Raw genomic sequence first — 24,824 nt, forward strand, 5'->3', positions numbered from 1 at the left:
ACGTCGGTAGTAAGAGGGTGTTGCGTTGAGGGGGATAAATCTGTAGTGAAGAGATCGCTGCCGGAGTCAGAGCCTCCGCGCCGGGTGCTGCGGGTGTTACGTTTACCTTGTCCAGTACAGGACGCTACCATTCGCGATCTCCATAGTGAATCAGTTTCACTGCCGGGAACTACCGCTGTCTTATCTTAAGTACATCAGGGATTATCATAAATGCAACATTTATTTTACCATAATGCAACTTTTAAGACTGTACCTGCAGTGGATTCAGTCTTATATAGAAATATTACAGAAAAATAACAACAAGATAGTCATCGCGAAAAATAATGTCCCTGCGAACAATCGCAGGGACGATTATCAGGCTTCGATCAGACCCTGACCGAGATAGGCATCTGGCGTGCGCGGTCCAGGCAGAGCAAAGAAATAGCCACCGCCGATAGGTTTAATGTACTCCTCCAGCGCTTCGCCGTTGAGCCGCTTCTGCACGGTCAGGAAGCCTTTCTCAAGGTCGTGCTGGTAGCAGACAAACAGCAGCCCCATATCGAGCTGGCCGGCATTTGTCACGCCCAGGGAGTAACTGTAGCCGCGGCGCATCATAAGGCTGGACTGTGTTTCTGGCGTGCGCGGATTGGCGAGCCGGATATGGCTATCCAGCGCAATCACGTCCCCTTGCGGGTCGCGGGCATAGTCGGGCACGTCATGCTCGTTCTTCATGCCGAGCGGCGCGCCGCTTTGCTTATCGCGACCGAAGATCGTCTGCTGTTCTTTAAGCGGCGTGCGATCCCAGAACTCGACGTGGAACTGAATGATCCGCACCGCCTGATAGCTGCCGCCCACCGCCCATGCCGGTTCCCCCTGGCTGGCGGTCACCCAGACCACCTCGTTCATCAGCGTGGCATCGCTGCTGTCCGGGTTGGCCGTGCCGTCCTTAAAGCCCAGCAGGTTGACCGGAGTCTCTTTTCCTTTACTGCGGGCAGCGTGGTCAGAGATAAACCCTTCCCGCTTCCAGCGCACGCTCAGCAGGTCCGGCGTGTGCTTAATAATGTCCCGCAGGGCGTGGATCACCGTGTCCTGCGTATTGGCGCAGATCTGCAGCAGCAGATCGCCGTGACAGAGAGCCGCGTCGAGGGAGTCGTTGGGAAAACGCGTCATCTTTTGCAGCGAAATGGGCTTTTGTTTGGTCAGCCCGTAGCGCGCATCAAACAGAGATTCACCCAGCGATACGGTGATTGTCAGATTATCGGGGGCGATAAACGGCCCCAGAATACCGGAGTCCATCGGCGGCAGGCGCGGATTTGGCGTATCCGGGGCTGGTCCACCCGCGGTGAGAAACGCGATACGTGCCGTCAGCAGGCGGAACAAACGCTCCAGGTCGGCTTTGTCACTTGCCAGCGAATCGAAAGCCACCAGCATCATGGAGGCCTGCTGCGGGGTCAAAATGCCCGACTGGTGCACGCCGTAAAACGGCTGGGTCTCCATGCGGGCATCCGGTGACAGCGTGCCGGGGGCACTCTGCGGTTTTGCCGCATGTGCCACCGGACACCCTCCCGCCAGGGCAAGCGCGCCGCCGAGCGCCCCTACCCCTTTCAGTAACCGACGTCGCGACGGTTGTGCGACGTCATACTCGTCTTGCTTGTTCATTCTACTCAGTCCAGACCCAGCACGCCGCGCAGTTGAGCCAGATCTTCCGCCAGGGTGGTCACAGGGCCTTTCAGCGCGTTACGGTCAGCGTCGGTCAGTTTGTCGTAGGTTTCAAATCCGTCTTTGGTGCGGTACCTCGCCAGAATAGCGTCGACTTTCCTGAAATTAGCATCGACTTTCGCCAGCAGTTCGCCGTTCTCTTTCTGCAGCTGAGGACGCAGCAAATCAACAATCTTCTGCGCGCCGTCAACGTTCGCCTGGAAATCCCACAGGTCGGTGTGGCTGTAGCGATCTTCTTCACCGCTGATTTTGCTCGCCGCCACTTCTTCAATCAGGCCTGCTGCTCCGCCCACCACTTTTGACGGTGGGAACGCCAGCTCGCTGATGCGTTTTTGCAGGTCCAGCACGTCGCTGTTCAACTGCTCCGCGTATTTCTCCATCCCTTTGGTGGCGTTGTCGCCGAACAGAGCTTTTTCAAGGCGGTGGAAGCCGGTGAATTTAGGATCGGCTGCTTTCTGCTCGTAGTCATCTTCGCGGGCATCAATACTGCCGTCGAGGTCGGAGAACAGCTCGGCAATCGGTTCGATACGCTCATAGTGCTGGCGGGTTGGGGCATACAGGGATTTCGCTTTTTCGATATCCCCTGCTTTCACCGCGTCGGTAAAGGCTTTTGTCCCGGCAACCAGATCCGCGGTCTCTTTCGTGACATACGCTTTATACGCGGTGATGGCCTCACCCAGACTCAGCAGGGCATCCCCTTTGGCCGCGTCAGCAGTGGCTTCGCCCTTAACGATCAGTTTCCCTTTCGGGTTCGTCAACAGACCGCAGGTCATGTCATATTCACCCGGTTGCAGGTTAGCGGTCATCTTCTGGGTGAAGCCCGGCGCGATATTTTCGCGCTCTTCCACCACCATCACGCCTTTGAGGATCTCCCACTCCAGCGCCTTCTGACTGTGGTTTTGAATAATAAACTGGGTTTTACCGCTGTTAACCGTGATGGTCATCGGTTCACACTGCTTATCATTCACGGTGACTTTCACCTGCGGAATATCAGCGGCCTGCGCGGATAATGCAGACGCAAAGAGCGCCGCCATACCAACCTGTAACGCACTACGACGAAATTGAATTGCCATGACCTTTCCCGTTTAAAAGTATGTTGTAACTAAATTGTGCACTTCACGGCGCGATTTGCGACGGCTGAGTGCTGGGGCGCGAAGGCATAAAGAACAGCACCAGCGCCGGAATAAGGTAGAGGAAGTACACCGCCACTTCGCTGATGCTCGGCGTTTCCTGGTAGCCAAAAATGCCTTCCAGTAACGTTCCGGTCAGAGAATGGGTGGAGAGAATGCCGCTGAGGTTAAACGCCACGTCCTGGAAGTGATTCCACAGCCCGGCTTCATGGAAGGCGCGGATCGCCCCCGCCGCCAGCCCGGCCGCGACCAGCAGAATAAACAGGCTGGTCCATTTGAAAAACGCGCCCAGGTTAAGGCGGATGCCGCCCCAGTAGAGCAGAAAGCCGAGCACGACGGCGGTTGCCAGCCCGAGCATGGCACCCAGCGGCGGCCAGATGCCGACATCCTGCTGGAATGCCGCCAGCAGGAAGAACACCGATTCCAGACCCTCACGCGCGACGGCGAAAAAGACCATCGCGATCAGCGCCCAGCCGTGGTGATTGCCTTTTTGCAGCGCGTTGTCCACCGCCTGCTCCAGCTGCACCTTCACGTTGCGCGACACTTTGCGCATCCAGAACACCATCCAGGTGAGGATCACCACCGCAATCACTGCGACCAGCCCTTCAAACAGCTCCTGTTCCCGCTGCGGGAATTCGCCGGTGGTTTCGTTGATAAGGATGCCCAACCCCAGACAGAGTGCGGCCGCCAGAAAAACGCCCACCCACATCACGCCAATCCAGCGCCCGCGCTGGGTTCGCTTCAGATAACTGGCGATAAGGCTGACAATCAGGGCCGCTTCAAGGCCTTCACGTAACATAATGAGAAATGGAACAAACATGCCGACACCTTAAATGTTTATCGCGGTCAACTGATGCAAAGAAAGGTAAATTCTTTTGATAGTGATTATCATTACGGCGGAAAGAAAAACAAGCGAAATATGGGGCGTTTTGATGACGAGATGTAAACGGATCGCCGGGTAATAGTTAGCGTAGTTATGATTAAGTTTATAAGTTATAACGAAAATGCCCATTTACGGTTAATCGGCACTGTGGCTAAATGTCCGCCTCAAAAACCAACCGTAACCACACTATGTATAACATTGTCCATTTCCTGCTGGCGCTGGTCATAATCCTCGCCCTTGCCTGGCTGGTGAGTTTCGATCGCCGCCAAATTCGTATTCGCTTTGTCTTACAGTTGATCGTTATTGAAATTGCGCTGGCCTTTTTTTTCCTGCACGCGCAAAGCGGCCTGTTTATTATTCGTTATGTCTCGGGATTCTTTGAATCCCTGCTGAAATTCGCGGCCGAAGGGACGAATTTTGTCTTCGGGGGGATGGGTGAAAAAGGGCTGGCGTTTATTTTCCTCGGCGTACTGTGCCCGATTATATTTATTTCGGCGCTGATTGGTATTCTCCAGCACTGGCGTATTCTGCCGATTTTTATTCGCGTGATCGGCACGCTGCTGTCAAAGCTGAACGGCATGGGCAAGCTGGAATCGTTTAACGCGGTAAGCTCGCTGATCCTCGGCCAGTCGGAAAACTTCATTGCTTACAAAGGCGTCCTGGGCGATCTCTCCTCGCGCCGTCTGTTTACGATGGCTGCCACCGCCATGTCGACCGTTTCCCTGTCGATTGTCGGGGCCTATATGACCATGCTCGACGCCAAATTTGTCGTTGCGGCGCTTATTCTCAACATGTTCAGCACCTTTATTATTCTCTCGATTATTAACCCGGCGCGCCCGGAAGCGGAATCAGAGATTAAGCTGGAAAAACTGCATGAATCGCAAAGCTTCTTTGAAATGCTCGGCGAATATATTCTGGCCGGGTTTAAAGTAGCGATGATTATTCTGGCGATGCTGATTGGCTTTATTGCGCTGATTAGTGCGGTCAACGCCCTCTTCTCCAGCGTATTTGGTATGAGCTTCCAGCAGATCCTGGGCTACGTCTTCTATCCACTGGCGTGGCTTATTGGGATCCCGCTCCACGATGCCTTGCACGCCGGCAGCATTATGGCAACCAAACTGGTGGCGAACGAGTTTGTGGCGATGATTGAGCTGCAAAAAATTGCCCATCAGATGTCACCGCGCGGGCTGGGCATTTTATCCGTCTTCCTGGTGTCGTTCGCTAACTTTGCGTCTATCGGCATTGTCGCCGGAGCGATTAAAGGCCTTAACGAGCGTCAGGGCAACGTGGTCTCGCGCTTCGGTCTGCGTCTGGTGTATGGCGCAACGCTGGTGAGCCTGCTGTCGGCGAGTTTTGCGGGGCTGGTATTGTAAGATGCTTTGCCGGGTGGCGCTTCGCTTGCACGGGTCTACGGGATTTGTAGGCCCGGTAAGGCGTAGCCGCCACCAGGCCTGGTTTTATTAAAACTGCACGCACACCGGCTGATCGACCCGCATCACCGACTCCTGCGCGAAGCGAGATTTATAGATCCCGCGCAACGCTTCGATATTCTTTTCGCTCTGCGCATCGTGAGCATGGATTAGCATCAGCGCTTTGCTTGGCTCCCGCGCCACTTTTCCATCGTTACCCAGCCACTGACCGCGCGCGTCAAACACCGTTAAGCCGTCGCGAAAACGCGGCGTCACGTCCTGATCGACAAACTGCTGCCACTCGTTGCCGGTGATCTGCGCGCCAGCAGGACGGTTTAAACCGAAATAGAGCGTGGTCTGCTGCATCTGGTTATCTGCTTTGCAGGTCTCCACGGCTGTGCGTTGCGCGGGCGCGTTACAGCCTGCCAGCATCAGTAATGCCGCCACTATCAACCCTGTTTTAATTGTCATTGTTCGCTATCCTCATCGTTATAAGTGCAGCGATATCACCGTAAATGACGGATTTTGGCAAGAAAAAAGCCGGGTGGCGCTAGCGCTTACCCGGCCTACGGTGTGACGTGGAAAAATTATTCTGCCTGCAGCTTAGACGGTGGTGCAGAGTGGTAATGCGCGTCCGCTTCAGCGAAGCGTTTTTGCATCGCAGCAGACGGTGCCTTGCCAAGCAGGCTGAACACCACAATGCCGATGCTGCCGAAGATGAAGCCCGGAATGATTTCGTACAGGCCCAGCCACGCGAACTGTTTCCAGACGATGACGGTGACCGCACCGATAATCATCCCCGCCAGCGCGCCGTTACGGGTCATGCGCGACCACAGTACCGAGAAGAGCACCACCGGACCAAAGGCCGCGCCGAAGCCTGCCCACGCGTAGCTCACCAGCCCCAGCACGCGGTTTTCCGGGTTAGCCGCCAGCGCGATGGAGACCAGCGCCACCACCAGCACCATGATACGTCCCACCCAAACCAGCTCTTTCTGGCTCGCCCCTTTGCGCAGGAACGCCTTGTAGAGGTCTTCGGTGATTGCGCTGGAGCAGACCAGCAGCTGGCAGCTCAGGGTCGACATCACCGCCGCCAGAATCGCAGACAGCAGGATACCGGCAATCCATGGGTTAAAGAGGATCTGCGCCAGCTCAATAAACACGCGCTCGGCGTTCTGGTTCACCGCCCCTGCCTGCGCCGGATTGTTGTTGAAGTACGCAATCCCGAAGAAGCCGACCGCACATGCACCAGCCAGACAGAGGATCATCCACGTCATACTGATGCGACGTGCATGGACAATGGTGTGGTGAGAATCCGCCGCCATAAAGCGCGCCAGGATATGCGGCTGACCAAAGTAGCCCAGACCCCAGCCCATCAGGGAGACAATGGCCACGAAGTTAAGCCCCTTCAGCATATCGACGTTTTCGATGCTCTTCTGCTTGATCACTTCCAGCGATTCGCCAAAACCGCCGACGGTGAAAATCACAATCACCGGCGTCAGGATCAGGGCGAAGATCATCAGGCTGGCCTGCACGGTATCCGTCCAGCTTACCGCCAGGAACCCGCCCACGAAGGTATAGATGATGGTTGCGGCGGCACCGGCCCACAGCGCGGTTTCATAGCTCATGCCGAAGGTGCTTTCGAACAGACGGGCACCGGCTACGATGCCGGAGGCGCAGTAGATGGTGAAGAACAGCAAGATCACCACCGCAGAGATAATACGCAGGATGCGGCTGTTGTCTTCGAAGCGGCCGGTGAAGTAGTCCGGCAGCGTCAGGGCGTTATTGTTGGCTTCGGTGTGGACGCGCAGGCGGCCCGCCACCAGCTTCCAGTTGATCCATGCGCCGACGGTCAGGCCGATGGCGATCCAGCTTTCTGAAATCCCGGAAATGAAAATCGCGCCCGGCAGCCCCATCAGCAGCCAGCCGCTCATATCGGAGGCACCCGCAGAGAGCGCGGTCACCATCGGGCCTAAGCTGCGACCGCCCAGAATATAGTCGTCAAAGTTTTTCGTTGAACGCCATGCCAAAAACCCTATCAGGATCATGCCGAGGATATAAACGAGAAATGTCACCAGCATCGGTGTGCTAATTGCCATTCAAATTCTCCAAATTGTCGAGCGACAACCGTCCGGGTTGCCTTGTTATGTCATTACCGGAACGGGGTAATGAGTGTCTGTATTTCTGTTGGCCGCGCGTATCCTGCCGGAAGCAGTGCTCGCACACAAACGATTTAACACGGCATTTACATCAAATACATCCCAGGTTTGATACGTCTTTCCTATAGGTTGCACTCGCTCACGCTTTTACGGGTTGCACCTTTCAAAACTGTTAAGTTCCGCATGAAACCGCGCCACGGTCGACCTCGCCTTCGTCATTTTTTAGCTAACCAGCCATTAACAATTAAGCCATTTGCCAGCTTGCAGCACAGGTCACATTTAACACGGTTGCACAAAGTTGCAACATGGTGGATATTTCACGCTAACGATTGAACACGCTTACAGAACAACAGGAGTTTTGGCATGGGGATGACCACCATGGGGGTTAAGCTGGATGACGCTACCCGCGAACGGATTAAAACCGCGGCGACCCGCATTGACCGCACGCCGCACTGGCTAATCAAGCAGGCGATCTATAATTATCTCGAAAGGCTGGAGAGCGACGAAGGGCTGCCCGAGCTGCCTGCCCTGCTCGCCGGCGCAGCGAACGAAAGCGAAGAAACCGCCGCTGTTGTCGAAGAGACCCATCAGCCGTTCCTGGAGTTCGCCGAGCAGATCCTGCCGCAGTCCGTCAGCCGCGCAGCCATTACCGGCGCTTACCGTCGGGCCGAAACCGACGCCGTGCCGATGCTGCTGGAGCAGGCCCGCCTGCCGCAGGATATCGCCGCTCAGGCACACAGCCTGGCGTATCAGCTGGCCGACAAGCTGCGTAACCAAAAAAATGCCACCGGCCGCGCCGGGATGGTGCAAGGCCTGTTGCAGGAATTTTCCCTCTCCTCTCAGGAAGGCGTGGCGCTGATGTGCCTGGCGGAAGCGCTGCTGCGTATTCCGGACAAAGCCACCCGCGATGCGCTGATCCGCGACAAAATCAGCAACGGCAACTGGCAGTCACACATTGGCCGCAGCCCGTCGCTGTTCGTCAACGCCGCCACCTGGGGGCTGCTGTTTACCGGCAGACTGGTATCAACCCATAACGAAGCGAATCTCTCCCGCTCGCTGAACCGCATCATTGGCAAGAGCGGCGAGCCGCTGATCCGTAAAGGCGTGGACATGGCGATGCGCCTGATGGGCGAGCAGTTCGTCACCGGGGAAACCATTGCCGAAGCGCTGGCAAATGCCCGCAAGCTCGAGGACAAAGGCTTCCGCTACTCGTACGACATGCTGGGCGAAGCGGCGCTGACCGCCGCCGACGCACAGGCGTACATGGTCTCTTACCAGCAGGCGATCCACGCCATCGGTAAAGCCTCCAACGGGCGCGGCATTTATGAAGGGCCGGGCATCTCCATCAAGCTTTCTGCCCTGCACCCGCGCTACAGCCGCGCACAGTATGACCGGGTGATGGAAGAGCTGTATCCGCGCCTGAAATCCCTGACCCTGCTGGCGCGTCAGTACGACATCGGGATTAACATCGACGCCGAAGAGGCCGACCGTCTGGAGATCTCCCTCGATCTGCTGGAAAAACTGTGCTTTGAACCGGAGCTGGCGGGCTGGAACGGGATTGGCTTTGTGATCCAGGCCTACCAGAAACGCTGCCCGTTCGTCATTGACTATCTGATTGATCTCGCCTCCCGCAGCCGTCGCCGCCTGATGATCCGTCTGGTGAAAGGCGCCTACTGGGACAGCGAAATCAAACGCGCGCAGATGGAAGGCCTGGAAGGCTATCCGGTCTACACCCGCAAGGTTTACACCGACGTCTCTTACCTCGCCTGTGCGAAAAAACTGCTCGGCGTGCCGAACCTGATCTACCCGCAGTTCGCCACCCACAACGCCCACACGCTGGCGGCAATCTACAGCCTGGCCGGGCAGAACTACTATCCGGGACAGTACGAGTTCCAGTGCCTGCACGGCATGGGCGAACCGCTGTACGAGCAGGTGACCGGCAAAGTGGCCGACGGCAAGCTGAACCGCCCGTGCCGTATTTATGCCCCGGTCGGGACGCACGAAACTCTGCTGGCCTACCTGGTGCGTCGTCTGCTGGAAAACGGCGCGAACACCTCCTTCGTCAACCGCATCGCCGACACTACGCTGCCGCTGGATGAACTGGTGGCCGATCCGGTGCTGGCCGTTGAAAAAATGGCGGCGCAGGAAGGTCAGGTTGGTCTGCCGCATCCGAAAATTGCCCTCCCGCGCGAACTGTACGGCGCAGGCCGTGTTAACTCCGCGGGCCTGGATCTGGCCAACGAACACCGTCTGGCATCCCTCTCCTCTGCCCTGCTCAACAGCGCGTTGCAGAAATGGCAGGCAAAACCGATTCTTGAGCACGCCGTCGACGACGGTGAAATGCAGCCGGTGATCAACCCGGCGGAGCCAAAAGATATCGTCGGCTACGCGCGTGAAGCCACGGAAGCGGAAGTGGAGCAGGCGCTGGAGAGCGCGGTGAACAACGCGCCAATCTGGTTCGCGACGCCGCCGCAGGAGCGTGCCGCCATTCTGGAACGCGCGGCGGTGCTGATGGAAGATCAGATGCAGCAGCTCATCGGCATTCTGGTGCGCGAAGCGGGTAAAACCTTCAGCAACGCCATCGCCGAAGTGCGCGAGGCGGTTGACTTCCTGCATTACTATGCCGGGCAGGTACGCGATGATTTCGATAATGAAACGCACCGTCCGCTTGGCCCGATTGTCTGTATCAGCCCGTGGAACTTCCCACTGGCGATCTTTACCGGCCAGATTGCAGCCGCTCTCGCCGCAGGCAACAGCGTGCTGGCGAAACCGGCCGAGCAAACACCGCTGATTGCCGCCCAGGGTATCGCTATCCTGCGCGAAGCGGGCGTGCCTGCGGGCGTGGTCCAGCTGGTGCCGGGCCGCGGTGAAACGGTTGGGGCAAAACTGACCTCAGACAACCGCGTGCGCGGCGTGATGTTTACCGGCTCCACCGAGGTGGCGACGCTGCTGCAACGCAACATCGCCACGCGTCTGGATGCGCAAGGACGCCCAACGCCGCTGGTGGCGGAAACCGGCGGGATGAACGCCATGATCGTCGACTCCTCCGCGCTCACCGAGCAGGTGGTGGTTGACGTTCTGGCCTCGGCGTTTGACAGCGCAGGTCAGCGCTGCTCGGCCCTGCGCGTGCTGTGCCTGCAGGATGACATTGCCGACCATACGCTGAAAATGCTGCGCGGCGCGATGGCCGAATGCCGCATGGGCAACCCGGGACGCCTCACCACCGACATTGGGCCGGTGATTGACGCCGAGGCGAAAGAGAATATCGAGAACCACATTCAGACGATGCGTGCCAAAGGCCGCCCGGTGTTCCAGGCGGTGCGTGAGAACAGCGAAGACGCCCGCGAATGGCAGACCGGCACCTTTATCCCGCCAACGCTGATTGAGCTGGCAAGCTTCGACGAGCTGAAAAAAGAGGTCTTCGGGCCAGTGCTGCACGTCGTGCGTTACAACCGAAACAACCTGAACGAGCTTATCGGGCAGATTAACGCCTCCGGCTATGGCCTGACGCTTGGCGTGCATACCCGCATCGATGAAACCATCGCTCAGGTTACCGGCAGCGCGAAAGTCGGCAACCTGTACGTCAACCGCAACATGGTGGGTGCCGTGGTGGGCGTGCAACCGTTCGGCGGCGAAGGCCTGTCCGGCACCGGTCCGAAAGCGGGTGGACCGATGTACCTGTACCGTCTGCTGGCAAACCGTCCGGAAAATGCGCTGAGCGTTACCCTGGCGCGCCAGGATGCCGCCTACCCGGTAGATGCGCAGCTCAAGGCCGCGCTCACGCAGCCGCTGGACGCGCTCATCAAATGGGCCGACAAGCGTCCGGAACTGCGCACCCTGGCGCAGCAGTACGGCGAGCTGGCGCAGGCTGGTACCCAGCGTCTGCTGCCGGGGCCGACCGGCGAGCGCAACACCTGGACGCTGATGCCGCGCGAGCGCGTACTGTGCATGGCCGATAACGAGCAGGACGCGCTGGTTCAGCTGGCCGCCGCTGCCGCCACGGGTTGTGAGGTGCTGTGGCCGGAAGACGCACTGCACCGCGATCTCGCCAAGCAACTGCCGAAAGAGGTGGCCGCCCGCATTCACTTTGCGAAACCGGATGCGCTTCTCACCCAGCCGTTTGACGCGGTGATCTACCACGGCGACTCGGATCAGCTGCGCGAACTGTGCGAGCAGGTGGCGGCCCGCAGCGGGGCCATCGTGTCGGTGCAGGGCTTTGCCCGCGGTGAAACAAATCTGCTGCTGGAGCGTCTGTACGTTGAACGCTCGCTCAGCGTGAATACCGCCGCCGCAGGGGGCAACGCCAGCCTGATGACTATCGGCTAATTGTGTAAAATCCCCCGGTGGCGCTACGCTTACCGGGGCTACATACGTTACCGTAGGCCGGATAAGCGCAGCGCATCCGGCTTTTTTGTAGGGAGAGAAGATGAAACCATTACTTATTGCGGGCGCCGCACTGCTGTTTAGCACCAGCGCGCTGGCCGATGTTTGCACCAGCGCCAACACCCAGGCGGACATGAACAGCTGTACCGCGCAGCAGTATCAGGCAGCAGATAAAAAGCTGAACCAAACGTATCAGACGGTGATGAAGCGCGCCGACGCCGCACAGCAGCCGCTGCTGAAAAAAGCGCAGCAGGCATGGATTGTCTTAAGGGATGCAGACTGCGCGTTTGCCGCCTCCGGCAGCGCGGGGGGCAGCGTCCAGCCGATGATCGCCAATCAGTGTCTGGCGGAAAAAACCACCGAGCGCGAGGCCTATCTTGCGTCCTTAATGCAGTGTGAAGAGGGCGATTTGAGCTGCCCCCTTCCCCCGGCGCACTAACGCACGCGGATCCCTTCGATTATCATCCGCTGGACGTTTTCAAGGGTGCTCTGGAAAAACGCCTCATCCCGCAGCGTTTTTCCGGTCACTGCTTCCACCTGGGCCGCAAAGTCAGCGTAATGCTGCGTTGAGGCCCAAATCATAAAGATCAGATGCTGCGGGTCGACCGGAGCCAGCTTCCCGGCGGCTACCCATCCGGCAATGATTGCCGACTTGTCGTCAACCAGCTGCTTTAAATCGCCCGTCAGCTCAGCCTGCAGCAGCGGCGCGCCCTGCAGCATCTCCAGACAGAACAGCCTGGACGCCTGCGGATGGTCGCGGGAAACTTCGAGCTTCAGGCGGATGTACTCCCCGATGGCGACCAGCGGTGCCAGCTCTTCGCGAAACGCTTTCAGCGGCGCGAGCCAGATATCCAGGATCTGCTTCATCACCGCCACATAGAGCGCCTCTTTTGACGGGTAGTAGTAGAGCAGATTGGTTTTCGACACCCCGGCCTGTTCAGCGACCTGCTCAAGACGCGTGCCGTGAATGCCAAACTGCGAGAAGGTCTCAAGCGCCGCGCTGAGAATGGCCTGCTTTTTGGCGCTGACGGCCAGGGAACGCTTGCCGGTTTTTGGCGCTGCGCGCGGGCTCATACCTGCTCTCCCGGCTCGTCACAGACTCGCGTCTTTTTCTTGCGCCTGAGCTTTAGCTCGCTGACCAGCACGCCCGCGATGATAAACGCCGCCCCCAGCAGCGCGAGCAGCGGCAGACGCTCGCCGGCGATGCGCCCGAAAATACCCGCCCAGACCGGCTCACCGGTATAGATAACCGTCGCGCGCGTGGGTGATACGCTGCGCTGCGCCCAGTTCATGGTGACCTGAATAATGGCGCTGAAAATGCCCAGCCCCAGGGCAACCACAACCAGCCCGGTGGACATTGGCGGAACCGACTCCCCCGCCGGAACCATGGCGGCAAACGCCACCAGCGAGGCGGTGGCAAGCTGCACCACCGTCACCCGCTTAACGTCCACGCTTCCCGCCCAGGCGCTGATCAAAATAATTTCTGCCGCAATGGCAATGGCACCCGTGAGGGTGATCAGCTCGCCCGGCCCCAGCGCCAGCAGGTTATTTTCCGGTCCGGCCAGCAAAATCAGGCCAATAAAGGCCAGCACAATCCCGATGCAGGACATCAGCCCCGGCATCCGCCCCAGACAGAGCCACTGCAACAGCGGCACCAGCGGCACGTACATGGCGGTAATAAATGCAGATTTACTGCTGGAGATGCTCTGCAACCCCCAGGTTTGCAGGCTGTAGCCCATGGCGATGGCAATACCAATTGCCACACCGGCCTTCAGTTCTTTGAGCGTCAGCCCGCGCAGAGTTTTCAGTGAGATTAACGCCACGGCAATCGCCGCTGTGGCAAAGCGCAGACCCACAAAAAAGAAGGGATCGCTCAGGGTGACCGCGTACTGGACGGCGAGGAAGGTTCCGCCCCAGAACATGGTGATCAAAATGAGAATGGCTTCCTGGGGTTTAATGGAGAGTGTAAGGCGTGAAACTGACATGCGGCACCGGCGAAAATAATCAATGCCCTAGTGTGCGATGCCTTGCGTTCCAGTTCAATGTTACGGGCATAAAAAAACCGCCGGGAGACCCGGCGGCAGGGAGTCAACCCGGCGTACTACTTGTTGCTGCTGCCGTGGCTGTTTTTGCCCCCTTTTTTGCCAGCTTCTGATGCACGCTGAGGGTCATTTTTGAAATTACCCCCGCTTGACTGGCCACCTTTACGACCTGCTTCTGATGCTCTGTCACGGTCTTCTGCGAAATTACCTGAACCACCACGATGGTTTGCCATCTCTAACCTCCAGAGTGTGAAACATTAGACATCATATTGCATTCAGTAAAAGAGTATTCTTTCACCTGGCGACGTCAGCGCAGTACCTTTATCTGCGTCGCGTGAAACTAAGCTTAGCGGAGTAGGGCTATCCGGCAAGCCAGAGGTAATATCCTGCAACATGATCTGAGCCTTTTGTATGAGATAACGTGACGGTCATCCATAAGCCTCTCTTATCATTCCAAAAATTTGACGGCCGAAAGTTGTTTCATTTTGCTACAGAGACGAAACTTTAACATATTGTTATAAATCAAAGAAATGGCCTGAAAAGTTGCAGTCTGCCCATCACAACATATCTTTAAAGTAACGCAGCGATTCGCTGTCAGAACAACAAACGAGGAGTGATGCAAAATGGCAAAAGTTCTGGTGCTCTATTATTCCATGTATGGACACATTGAAACCATGGCTCACGCGGTTGCAGAAGGCGCAAACAGAGTAGACGGCGTGGATGTTGTGGTGAAGCGCGTACCGGAAACCATGAACGCCGAGGCGTTCGCCAAAGCCGGGGGAAAAACACAAAACGCCCCGCAGGCCACGCCGCAGGAGCTGGCCGACTACGATGCCATTATCATCGGCACCCCAACACGCTTCGGCAATATGTCAGGCCAGATGCGCACCTTCCTCGACCAAACCGGAGGACTGTGGGCGTCTGGCGCGCTGTACGGCAAGCTGGCGAGCGTATTCAGCTCAACCGGGACCGGCGGCGGCCAGGAGCAGACGATTACCTCAACCTGGACTACCCTTGCTCATCATGGGATGGTGATTGTGCCGATTGGCTACGGCGCGCAAGAGCTGTTTGATGTGTCTGAGGTTCGGGGCGGCACACCTTACGGCGCAACCACCATTGCCGGTGGCGACGGCTCTCGCCAGCCAAGTAATGAAGAGCTTTCCATCGCCCGTTATCAGGGTGAACACGTCGCGGGTCTGGCCAAAAAACTTTTCGGCTAACCCAACAGGAGGACAAGCATGCCAACTCAAGAATCGAAAGCCCACCGCGTAGGTGAATGGGCCAGTTTACGCAACACCTCGCCGGAGATCGCCGAAGCTATCTTTGAAGTCGCAAAATATGACGAGAAGCTGGCAGAGCAGATATGGGAAGAAGGCAGCGATGAGGTTCTGGAACTGGCCTTCGGGAAAACGGACAAAGACTCCCTGTTCTGGGGTGAGCAAACCATCGAACGTAAAAACGTCTGACAATGTCCCCCGCCGCGGCGGGGGATTTTCCGCTATTTTGCCGCGCTGTTCATTACCGCATCAAACTTATCAATCGGACAGAATCCGTCTGCATCAATAGGGCACCCTTTCAGCGCCAGGGTCACGCGCTGCGCCGGGGATGCCAGTGACAGCACGCTGGCGTTACGCAACTGCTCCGTACTTTGGTAGACATACTCAATCTTCATCAGCTCGCGGTTGGCGTTCTTATCGTGCCAGCGCTGGAAGACGATTTTCCCGCCAATCGGCGTGCGCTCCAGCTGGTCATGAAGCTGATACGGCTGGAAATCCAGCGCCGTCAGCAGCGAGGCGATGTTGGAGTCGTGACCCACCAGCAGCGTTATTTTTGGCGAGGTGGTCCGGTCGGTGACCATCGCCTTGTCGATATACTTCACCAGCGGTTTCGCGACGTTTTGTGCCACCGCTGTAGAGGTAAACAGCGCGTCCTGATAGCCGTTTTTCAGCTTCGACAGCACGCGCCACTGCTGGTCGGTTTTGATTTCGCCCCACGCGACCTGGTCCATCGGGAACCCTTCGTAATACTGCAGAGTGAAGGCATCCACCAGTGAATTCCCTGTTTTCAGCGGCCCGGAGACGCCCGGCTCTTTGTCGACGTCCGCGCTGAAGGTATCTTTTGCATCCGTCAGGGAACAGATCTTCTTCTCCTTGCAGGACGGCGAATCAGCAAAGTTGGTCATCTGCTCCAGCAGCCTGTAGCTCTCGTCCAGCTGCATTTTCTGTCGTTCTGATGCCATCGCACTGAGCGCTTTTTCGCGGAATTCCGGCGAGCTGTCGGTAATGATGGGGTTGAAGGTCGGGTCCATGGTGCCCTTTTTTTCCTGATGATGCACCGGCACGTCGCAGCCCGGGAAAGCCCCGGTAATAAAGAACTGCGCGGTTGCCACGGTGCGCTGCAGGCTGTTGGCGTAGGCATACACGGTGTCGGCTGGCGGGCATTCACCGGAGGTCACCATCTTCTGCGCTGCCAGCCATTCGCGCATATAGTGGCCCATGTAGACTTCAAGCACGCCGCCCTTGGTGGTCAGCTGGCCGCCCGGCACATCCCACTCAGGCCACTGCTTCGCCGTGGACTGCTCCAGAACGCTGCCGTTATTGGCGAGCGGCGCGCGCAGGTTGTGGCGGCTCATGATTAAGACCTGTTCCAGCTGGTATCCTTCGGGCGTGTCCTGCGCCTGAGCGCCAAAGGTGACTGATACGCAACCTGCCACTGCAACAGCGAGTAGTGCTTTTCTCATCCCTTATTCCTCACTCGGTTTTGATGTCGCGTTAAGTGTGACAGATTGATGACAATTTTCCGGGAAGCATTTCTCAAACCGCTCATAAGATTAGAAAATCGCGATCCCCATGGCCGCAGCAACGTATAACGCTGCCCAGACGCAGGCTGAAATCAGGCTCACGAGATACACTTTGCCGGCGTTCAGCCTTAGCATACCGGCGGTCAGCGGGACGATATAGCGCAGTACCGCCAGAAAGCGCGCGGTGAACAGTACCAGGATGTCGTTTTTCTGCAGCCGGTGCTGCACGCGCAAAAACGTATCGGCATGTTTTGCGGTGAGCCGCGTAATGGTGCGCGTGTTCCCCATCCGCTGGCCGAGGTGGTAATTGAGCACCGATCCCAGGGCGGCACCCAGCGCGACGGCGAGCCACGCCAGCCCCGGATGCAGGCTGGACAGGCCCGCAGCAATCCCAGCGATCAGCATTACCGAGGCGGGCGGAAGCACGGAGGAGATGATAACCGTCGATTTGGCCAGCGCCATTGCAAAGAGCAGCGCGAACAGATGCGCCGGGTAGTGCGCAAAATGGTTCAGCAGATTGTCCAGCCACGCCATGCTTCACTCCGGATCGTTGTTTCGTCAGTCCTGCTATTAGAAACGAACGTGCCTGAATGGCGTCTAAACCGCTTAGACCTCGAGCCCTGCCCGGTACTGCCCCCACCTGAGCACCGAGTTAACGCCTACAGAGAGGAACGGCTCCGGCGGCGTCTTATTCGGCCCCGGCGAGGCGGCAAGAAAATCAATCAGCTCATTGCGCTCGCCGGCAATCATATCCGCCAGCAGCTTGCCGGTAGCCGTGCCGCGGGTGATCCCCAGGCCGTTACAGCACAGCGCGCCGTACACGTTTGGCGCAAGCTGGCCGAAAAAGCCCTCGTGATTCTCCGACAGGCAAATCGCACCGCTCCAGGAGTATTCAAAATCCACCTGTTTCAGGGTCGGGAAGCGGCGTTCAAAGGATTTACGGTGGTTGGCGATAAACCGTTTCAGGTGCTGCTCGCGCGGGCGACCATCCGGATGGAAGCTGAAGCTGTTACGCACCAGGATGCGGTTGTCCACCGTCCGGCGCACGGTACTGCCAAAGGGATGCGCCGGGATCACCCCCCAGACCGGCTTGCCGCCGAGTTGAGATTGCTCAGCAGCGGTCAGGGGCCGCGTCAGGCTACCGTACAGGAAGGTCGGCAGCAGGCGTCCGCGCAGAAAGCCAAAGTGCGACGCAAAGGCATTGTTCGCCAGAATCAGCGTATCTGCCGTGATGCTGCCTTTATCATGCACCAGTGTCACTTTGTCGCCGTAGTTTATCGACGTAATGGGCGTGTACTCATAGAGCGTGACGTTCGCGGGCAGGCTGTTTGCCAGCCCTTTTACCAGCGCCGAGGGTTGCAAAAGGATGGTGCCCGGAATATAAAGCGCCTGTTTGTAATACGACGTGCCGATGTGGTCGGGAAGATCGTGACCCGCAATCATCTGCGTTTCCCGGCCAATCTTCTCCAGCCCCCTGCGATAAGCTTCCAGAATCGCTATCCCCTGCTCGCCAACCGCCGCCTGGTATTTCCCGGACTCGGACATCTGGCACGCAATACCGTGCTCCTGAACAACCTCACGCAGATAGTTTTGCCCCAGCGTGTTGAGCCGGAGGATCAGATTTGCCGTTTTGACATCGCCGATGTAGTCCTTCGCCCCAATGTCGTGCGGGACGTCGATGGCAAAGCCCGCGTTGCGACCGGACGGGCCAAAGCCCACCTCCTGCGCCTCAATCAAGACAATTTCATCATCGGGGAAATTCAGCGCCATCTGTCGGGCGGCGGCAAGCCCGGTTAATCCAGCTCCAACGATCGCCCAGCGGGCATGTTTTTGCCCTACATGGGCAGGACGAGGGATGCGCGATGGACTGGTGTGATACCACCCTGGCAGGGCGTCATCGGCAGGCAGTGAGGTGATCTTTTGCACGTGATTTACTCCGGTACGCTGTCATTTTTTCTTTTCGCTTACGACCACTAAGCGTTGCTGAAAAACATGGTAGCCAGACTGGAATAATGAATACGTGATGTATATCTCATGTATACAACAAGTATAAAAATAGTTAAATCCAGGTTAATTTTGGGCGTAGAAAAGCCCCCGATAAACGGCGAATAAAGGAAAAAAATGTCGTGAAAAACGCCCGCCAGCGGAGGCCGCGGGCGGAACGTCAGGTGAGATTAATCAAATATCTAAACGCGCTCATCGGCCTTCAGCCCCTGCGGCGCAATGAAGATCTCCATGTTTTCCCGGGACAGCTCCCAGTGTTCAAATACCAGATCGACTACCGTCTGTTCATCGCGTGCTTCCAGCGCGGCGATAAACGCATCGTGATGATCGGCGGCCAACAGTAACCGCCGCTCCATGTCCTCATTTTGCGGACGGAAAAAGGTGTGGCCGATACGGCAGTGGTCTATCAGCAAACGGCCCAGGCTCGGCTGCAGATAGGGGTTCGCCGCCATCTCGCCCATGATCTCGTGAAAGCGGTTGTTCTCCAGCGCCAGCGCGTCGGCATCCTGGTTTTGAACCGCTTTGCGAAAGCGCTTTTGCGCCTCTTTCAGCGCCTTTAACTGCACAGGCTTGTAATGCTGAACCGCCAGGCGCCCCACCGCGGCATAGATCATCGGGGCCACGAGGAAGAAGTTGCGCAGCGTAGCGTGGCTCATGGGGATCACCCTTACGCCCCGCTTTTCGACAATCTCGAGATACCCTTCCCCCGCAAGGCGCTGAAACACTTCGCGTACCGGGGTGCGTGACAGGCCGTACTGCGCCGTCAGGCTGGCTTCATCCAGCAGCGCATCGGGATCCAGTTCCATCGTCAAGATAAGCCGCTTGAGATCCTCATAAAGCGCAGCTTTGCCCGTTCTCATTATCGCCTCCTGAAACTGCCTGTAATGCTGATTAACCTACAGATAAAGGCGCGCGACGGCAAATTTCCTCAGTCATCCTCATCAGAAACGTCAATCCAGATGGTTTTCAGTTCGGTGTACTGATCGAGCGCGAAGGCTGACTTATCACGCCCGCCAAAACCGGACTGCTTATAGCCGCCAAATGGCGTCGTGGCGTCGCCTTCCCCGAAGCAGTTCACGGTCACCGTCCCGGCGCGAATAGCACGGGAGACGCGAACGGCGCGATTGAGTCTGCCGGTATAAACCGACGCAGCCAGCCCGTAAGGGGTGTCATTCGCCAGCGCAACGGCTTCGGCTTCGGTTTTAAACGTCGTGACGCACAGCACAGGGCCGAATATCTCCTCGCGGAACAGCGCGCTTTCCGGCGTAACGCCGTCGATCACCGTCGGCTGCACATAAGCGCCCTTCTCCGTACTGCCGCCGTGCAGCACGCGCAGCCCTTCCTGACGCGCAATATCAAGATAGCGGCTTACCTTACTGAAGTGTTCCGGCGAGACCATCGTTCCCAGACGGTTGTTCGGATCGAGCGGATTGCCCATCGTCCAGGTGCCGATCTGTTTCGCCATCTCTGCCAGCAGCGCCTCTTTTATCCCTTCCTGCACCAGCAGGCGCGACGTGGCAGAACAGTTCTCGCCCATGTTCCAGAACGCACCGTTAAGCACATGCCCGGCAACCGCCGCGACATCATCGGCATCATTAAACACCAGCGCCGGATTTTTGCCGCCGCACTCCAGTACAACCTTTTTCAGGTTAGATTCGGCGGCGTAATGCAGGAAACGACGCCCGGTTGCGGTCGATCCGGTAAAGCTGACCATGTCGATGTCGGGATGCAGCCCAATCGGCTCACCAACCGCCTTGCCGGTTCCGGTGACGATATTCAGCACGCCCGCCGGAACGCCCGCCTCATACGCCAGTTCCGCCACGCGCAGCGACGTCAGCGAGGTTTGCTCTGCCGGTTTAACCACGACGGAGCAGCCTGCCGCCAGCGCCGGACCGATCTTCCAGGCGAGCATCAGCAGCGGGAAGTTCCACGGCAGGACGCAGCCCACCACGCCAATCGGCTCACGCACCACCAGCGCCAGCGCGTTGCCCGTTGGCGCGGTGTGGTCATACAGCTTGTCGATGGCTTCCGCGTGCCACTTCAGAACATGAATAGTTTCCGGCACGTCCACCGCCAGGCACTCGCTGAACGGCTTGCCGCTGTCAAGGCTTTCCAGCGCCGCCAGCGACTCACACTCCTGCTCCATCAGCGCCGCCAGCCTGAGCAAGACCGCCTTACGTTCACCCGGCGTCTGCTTGCGCCAACTGCCTGTCTCAAATGCACCACGCGCCGCGCTGACTGCCGCGTTCACGTCGTTTTCATCGCAGGCGGCGATTGCGGCCAGGGGTTCACCGGTCGCCGGATTATAGGTTGTCAGGGTTTGGCCGGAATGGGCCGCGGTGAAACGGCCATTGATAAACGCGTTATCCGGGATCTGAAGATGGTCCGTAAGGCGCATCACGTCCCCGAGCGTCTGAAGCTTGTTCATCTTTTCTCCTTACGCCGACGTTACCGCCGCCACGTTGCGTTTAACTTCAGTAATCACCGCTTTCAATTGCGCTTTTTCTGCTTCATTCAGATCCTGTAACGGCGCGCGCACCTGACCGGATGTCAGGCCGTTCAGTTCGCAGCCGTAACGGATGGACTGTACAAACTTGCCGCCGTCCAGGAAATGCATCAGCGGCATCATGGCCGCCATGATCCGACGACCTTTGTCGAAGTCTTTCTCCACCACGCAGGCCTCATACAGCGCCACGTGTTCACGCGGAATGAAGTTAGACCCGGCGCACACCCAGCTGCGTGCGCCCCAGGCGAAGAATTCCAGCGCCTGATCGTCCCAGCCACAGGAGAGCGCAATATCAGGGAATGTGCAGGCCAGCAGGTGCAGGTTGTTAAAATCGCCCGAGCTTTCTTTGATGGCGACCACGTTGGACGAGCGGCTCACCTCACGGAAGTAGGTTTCACCCATGGTGATCCCCATCCGGCCGGGATAGTTATAGAGCATGATCGGCAGCTGGGCGGCTTTATCGACCGTCAGCGCATGATGGGCGTTTTCCAGCTCGGTCGGCAGCGCGTACGGCGGCGAGGTCACCAGAATCGCATCGGCCTTGATTTCGCGGGCGTGCTTCGCATAGTCCACCGCGTCTTCGGTGCGGGTTGCCCCCGTGCCGACAATCAGCGGGAGTCGAGTGCCAATCACCTGACGCGCATGTTCGGCCAGCGCCTTACGCTCCTGCGCGCTCTGGGCATAATACTCACCTGTTGAGCCGCCGATGATGATGCCGTGAACGCGAGCTTCAATCAGCGACTCCAGCACCTCGGCGAAGCGCGCAAAATCAATGCTGCCATCGGCCGCATAAGGGGTAATTGCCGGGGTGTAAATACCTTCAAATGTTAACACGTTAACCTCCAGAGAAATGCGCGACCCTCGGGTCGATACGGCAGCCCGCCAGGCTGCGTTTGTTAAAAATTTGCACATCGGCGTGAAGGAGGTCAATAAATGAATATTTTGTGTATACATAAAAAATACAAAATAAATACGCTTCTGTTGTATATTTCTACGCACACTAAAAATAAAAACATTAAATATCAATGTATTAGAAGTTATTTTTCGTCGTAGTAATTTTCTACATGATTTCAGATAACGATCACATTCCAGAATTTTTGGCGTCCTGGACGTATTTACAGCGCTCCGACGGCGGCATAGTTTTAAGGCAAGATTTAACCAGAATTTAACAGCCAGCCGCCCTGGTTGTGATCCAAATGTAAACAGAGGTACAGGGTATGCCCCAGAAGAAAGCCACGCTTATCGGATTACTCGCCATCCTGCTGTGGAGCGCGATCGTTGGGTTGATTAAAAGCGTGAGCGAAGGCTTCGGGCCGGTGGGCGGCGCGGCACTGATTTACAGCTGTAGCGCAGTGCTGCTGCTGTTCACCGTTGGCTTTCCGAAGCTGCGGCAGTTTCCGCCGGGCTATCTGATCCTCGGCAGCATTCTGTTCGTGTGCTACGAACTCTGTCTGTCACTGTCGCTGGGCTTTACCCACTCGGGTCGGCAGGCCATTGAAGTCGGGATGGTGAATTATCTCTGGCCGAGCATGACCATCCTGCTGGCGGTGATCGTCAACCGGCAAAAAACCCGCCCGCTGATTATTCCGGGGGTGATTTTAGCGGTCGCAGGAATATGCCGGGTATTAGGCGGGGAACAGGGATTTTCGTTCAGCGAAATGACGCGCAACGTCATGGAAAACCCGCTCAGCTATGGACTGGCCTTTAGCGGTGCCATTATTTGGGCAATATATTGTGTGGTTACCAAAATAATTGCCAAAGGCAGTAACGGGATCACCCTGTTCTTTATGTTAACCGCCCTGACATTATGGGTGAAATACCTGACGTCGCCGCAGCCGGAATTTGTGCTTTCGTGGCACGCCTGTATTAGCCTGCTGCTGGCCGCCATCGCCATGGGCTTTGGTTACGCCGCCTGGAACGTCGGTATTCTTCACGGCAACGTGACGGTACTGGCTGCCGCTTCGTATTTTATTCCGATTATCTCGGCGGTGCTCGCCGCGTTTATGTTGAACTCACATCTGACGCTCTCCTTCTGGCAAGGAACCGCGATGGTGAGCCTGGGGTCGCTGATGTGCTGGTGGTCTACCCGCAGCGTGGCCGCAAAGAAATTACCCGTCATCAATGAAAGTAAGTAAGACCTTAATAATAAAAAAACATCTTATCCGACCATCCTGCACCGGAGGAGTATTGATAATGAAAAACTCTCAATAACAGAAAAGCCCGTTTATTCATCACGCTTTACTTATTTTACCTGACCGACATTTATACCGTAATCGTTTGATTAACGGCACCGTCTGCGTGCGCCTGTAATAAGCCTACATCGCTTTTAAGGACTGTTACAGCCGTTAATTCAACGACGTCGGGGAAAGACAGGAGTTACCATGTCAAAGACCATTTCTGTAGAAGATGTTCCCCTTAATCGTTTCCACCGACTGCTGACCGTGCGATCGGGCGGCGGATCCTTTGTCGATGGCTACGTGCTGAGCATCATCGGCATCGCGATGATGAAAGTCTCGCCCGCACTGGGCCTGAGCGCCTTCTGGGAGGGGCTGATTGCCGCCTCGGCGCTGATCGGTATTTTCTTCGGCGGGTTTATCGGCGGCGCGTTGACCGACCGACTCGGCCGCCGCGTGCTCTATTTCGTTGGCCCGACGCTGTTCGTGGTCTGCTCCGTGGCGCAATACTGGGTGCAGAGCGGCGAGATGCTGTTTGCCCTTCGCTTTATGAATGGCGTGGCCGTGGGGATTGAGTACCCGGTAGCAACCGCCTTCCTGGTGGAGTTTCTGCCAAAGAAAAATCGAGGGCCTTGTCTCGCCACCCTGACTATTCTGTGGTTCGCGGGGGCGGCAACCGCCTATCTGACGGGCGAAGCCATCCTCAGATTTGGCGGGCCTGACGCCTGGCGTCTGGCGCTTGCCAGCACCGCCGTTATTGGCGTGCTGCTGTTCCTGGTCCGTTTGGGTACCCCGGAATCGCCGCGCTGGCTGATGAGTAAAGGGCGTCATGCAGAGGCCGAAGCGATTATTCGCCGCGTCTATGGTCCCGGTTTTGGTCTGGATAACCTGCCCGTGCAGGCCGAGAGCAAAAACCTCTCCTTTGCCAGCCTGCTGCATTCCGGCTATGGCAAACGGATGGCGTTTGTCACCGTCTTCTGGACCTGCTCCGTCATCCCTGTTTTCGCCGTGTACGCCTTTGCCCCAAAAGTGCTGGACGCGCTGCACCTGACCGGCGGCTGGGCATCCTACGGCTCGGTTGCCATTACCCTGCTGTTTGTGGTCGGCTGCGTTATCGCTACCCGCCTGGTAAACATCCTTGGCCGCCGCAGGCTGCTGCTGCACAGTTTCCTGTGGTCGGGTCTGGCGCTGCTGCTGCTAGGGTTGTTGCGCGACGGCCCCTCTGCGGTGATCCTGCTGATGTTTGGCCTGTACGCCCTGTTCATTGGCGGCGCACAGGTGCTGCAGCTGGTCTACCCGAACGAGATTTTCCCCACCGAAATCCGCGCGGGCGCAGTTGGCGTTGGCACTTCGCTGTCGCGTATTGGCGCGGCCGTGGGGACCTGGCTGGTGCCGGTATCACTGCAAAGCCTGGGCATAGGCCCGACGATGTATATTGCGGCGGCCATCACCTTCTTTGGCCTGGTGGTGTCATGGTTCCTTGCACCTGAGACCACTGCCCGTAGCCTGGAAGATGCCTCATCGCTTGAAGAGACGCCTCCGCGTGACAAGGTCTCCATTCAGGCGGTCATGCCGAAACGGCAGAGTTTCTGACGTCTTACGCCGGGTAGCGCTGCGCTGGCCCGGCACGCAAACTGCG

At 57.5% G+C, this 24,824-nt stretch carries 21 protein-coding genes; 7 read left to right on the top strand and 14 right to left on the bottom strand.

All coding sequences use genetic code 11. From position 1 onward, the window contains the following. Positions 1-354: 354 nt before the first annotated feature. Genes efeB through efeU form a run of 3 tightly spaced genes read right to left on the bottom strand, consistent with a single transcriptional unit; the run spans position 355 to position 3,648 of the window. Positions 355-1,638: an iron uptake transporter deferrochelatase/peroxidase subunit gene (gene efeB, locus ACWKX3_RS07720; protein ID WP_102891114.1), complete on the bottom strand. Its 1,284-nt coding sequence runs from the start codon at positions 1,636-1,638 to the stop codon at positions 355-357. 5 nt (positions 1,639-1,643) lie between these two features. Further along, positions 1,644-2,771, bottom strand: a complete 1,128-nt coding sequence (gene efeO, locus ACWKX3_RS07725; protein ID WP_454541547.1) for an iron uptake system protein EfeO — start codon at positions 2,769-2,771, stop codon at positions 1,644-1,646. A gap of 43 nt (positions 2,772-2,814) precedes the next feature. Beyond that, complete coding sequence (efeU, locus tag ACWKX3_RS07730) at positions 2,815-3,648, bottom strand: iron uptake transporter permease EfeU (protein WP_088207526.1); 834 nt, start codon at positions 3,646-3,648, stop codon at positions 2,815-2,817. A 251-nt stretch (positions 3,649-3,899) separates the two neighbouring features. On the opposite strand from efeU, the gene ACWKX3_RS07735 reads away from it, so the two are divergent. Beyond that, entirely contained in the window at positions 3,900-5,084 is a 1,185-nt protein-coding gene (locus ACWKX3_RS07735; RefSeq protein WP_454541692.1) for a NupC/NupG family nucleoside CNT transporter, read from the top strand. Positions 5,085-5,171: 87 nt separating this feature from the next. On the opposite strand, the gene ACWKX3_RS07740 is transcribed toward ACWKX3_RS07735, so the two are convergent. After that, positions 5,172-5,591: a DUF3574 domain-containing protein gene (locus ACWKX3_RS07740; protein ID WP_454541548.1), complete on the bottom strand. Its 420-nt coding sequence runs from the start codon at positions 5,589-5,591 to the stop codon at positions 5,172-5,174. Positions 5,592-5,707: 116 nt separating this feature from the next. Further along, a complete protein-coding gene (gene putP, locus ACWKX3_RS07745; RefSeq protein WP_454541549.1) occupies positions 5,708-7,216 on the bottom strand; it encodes a sodium/proline symporter PutP in 1,509 nt (502 codons plus the stop codon). A 423-nt stretch (positions 7,217-7,639) separates the two neighbouring features. On the opposite strand from putP, the gene putA reads away from it, so the two are divergent. After that, positions 7,640-11,602: a trifunctional transcriptional regulator/proline dehydrogenase/L-glutamate gamma-semialdehyde dehydrogenase gene (gene putA, locus ACWKX3_RS07750; protein ID WP_400443330.1), complete on the top strand. Its 3,963-nt coding sequence runs from the start codon at positions 7,640-7,642 to the stop codon at positions 11,600-11,602. A gap of 100 nt (positions 11,603-11,702) precedes the next feature. Then, a complete protein-coding gene (locus ACWKX3_RS07755; RefSeq protein ID WP_400443328.1) occupies positions 11,703-12,098 on the top strand; it encodes a lysozyme inhibitor LprI family protein in 396 nt (131 codons plus the stop codon). On the opposite strand, the gene rutR is transcribed toward ACWKX3_RS07755, so the two are convergent. The 3 genes from rutR to ACWKX3_RS07770 form a co-directional block, all read right to left on the bottom strand. Then, positions 12,095-12,733: an HTH-type transcriptional regulator RutR gene (rutR, locus tag ACWKX3_RS07760; RefSeq protein WP_006174606.1), complete on the bottom strand. Its 639-nt coding sequence runs from the start codon at positions 12,731-12,733 to the stop codon at positions 12,095-12,097. The genes ACWKX3_RS07755 and rutR overlap by 4 nt on opposite strands. Continuing rightward, entirely contained in the window at positions 12,730-13,644 is a 915-nt protein-coding gene (locus ACWKX3_RS07765) for a DMT family transporter (RefSeq protein ID WP_454541550.1), read from the bottom strand. The genes rutR and ACWKX3_RS07765 overlap by 4 nt, the downstream gene beginning before the upstream one ends. A gap of 116 nt (positions 13,645-13,760) precedes the next feature. Beyond that, positions 13,761-13,934 carry a con-10 family general stress protein gene (locus ACWKX3_RS07770; protein ID WP_042319491.1) on the bottom strand — a complete coding sequence of 58 codons (174 nt, stop codon included), beginning with the start codon at positions 13,932-13,934 and terminating at the stop codon, positions 13,761-13,763. A gap of 390 nt (positions 13,935-14,324) precedes the next feature. Here ACWKX3_RS07770 and wrbA point away from each other — a divergent pair, with 390 nt between their 5' ends. After that, positions 14,325-14,921 (top strand): NAD(P)H:quinone oxidoreductase, encoded by a 597-nt coding sequence (gene wrbA / locus ACWKX3_RS07775; RefSeq protein WP_006174602.1) that lies wholly within the window; start codon positions 14,325-14,327, stop codon positions 14,919-14,921. Between the two features lie 18 nt (positions 14,922-14,939). Continuing rightward, a complete protein-coding gene (locus ACWKX3_RS07780) occupies positions 14,940-15,167 on the top strand; it encodes a YccJ family protein (RefSeq protein ID WP_006174601.1) in 228 nt (75 codons plus the stop codon). A gap of 32 nt (positions 15,168-15,199) precedes the next feature. Here ACWKX3_RS07780 and agp read toward each other — a convergent pair whose 3' ends face one another. From agp to ACWKX3_RS07810, 6 genes are all read right to left on the bottom strand, one after another. After that, complete coding sequence (gene agp, locus ACWKX3_RS07785) at positions 15,200-16,441, bottom strand: bifunctional glucose-1-phosphatase/inositol phosphatase (protein ID WP_454541551.1); 1,242 nt, start codon at positions 16,439-16,441, stop codon at positions 15,200-15,202. A gap of 90 nt (positions 16,442-16,531) precedes the next feature. Further along, positions 16,532-17,035, bottom strand: a complete 504-nt coding sequence (locus tag ACWKX3_RS07790; RefSeq protein ID WP_454541552.1) for a DedA family protein — start codon at positions 17,033-17,035, stop codon at positions 16,532-16,534. A gap of 72 nt (positions 17,036-17,107) precedes the next feature. Next, positions 17,108-18,427, bottom strand: a complete 1,320-nt coding sequence (locus tag ACWKX3_RS07795; protein WP_058609185.1) for an NAD(P)/FAD-dependent oxidoreductase — start codon at positions 18,425-18,427, stop codon at positions 17,108-17,110. 260 nt (positions 18,428-18,687) lie between these two features. Continuing rightward, a complete protein-coding gene (locus ACWKX3_RS07800) occupies positions 18,688-19,365 on the bottom strand; it encodes a GntR family transcriptional regulator (RefSeq protein WP_006174596.1) in 678 nt (225 codons plus the stop codon). Between the two features lie 68 nt (positions 19,366-19,433). Next, complete coding sequence (locus tag ACWKX3_RS07805; RefSeq protein ID WP_006174592.1) at positions 19,434-20,933, bottom strand: aldehyde dehydrogenase; 1,500 nt, start codon at positions 20,931-20,933, stop codon at positions 19,434-19,436. 9 nt (positions 20,934-20,942) lie between these two features. After that, positions 20,943-21,845 (bottom strand): dihydrodipicolinate synthase family protein, encoded by a 903-nt coding sequence (locus tag ACWKX3_RS07810; protein WP_102891124.1) that lies wholly within the window; start codon positions 21,843-21,845, stop codon positions 20,943-20,945. A gap of 383 nt (positions 21,846-22,228) precedes the next feature. Between ACWKX3_RS07810 and yddG the strand changes: the two genes are divergently transcribed. Together yddG and ACWKX3_RS07820 are read left to right on the top strand one after the other, a co-directional pair. Beyond that, positions 22,229-23,146, top strand: a complete 918-nt coding sequence (yddG, locus tag ACWKX3_RS07815) for an aromatic amino acid DMT transporter YddG (RefSeq protein ID WP_006174587.1) — start codon at positions 22,229-22,231, stop codon at positions 23,144-23,146. 246 nt (positions 23,147-23,392) lie between these two features. Beyond that, complete coding sequence (locus ACWKX3_RS07820) at positions 23,393-24,778, top strand: MFS transporter (protein WP_454541553.1); 1,386 nt, start codon at positions 23,393-23,395, stop codon at positions 24,776-24,778. The last annotated feature ends 46 nt before the right edge of the window (positions 24,779-24,824 follow it).

Source organism: Enterobacter sp. UPMP2052 (assembly GCF_053709675.1).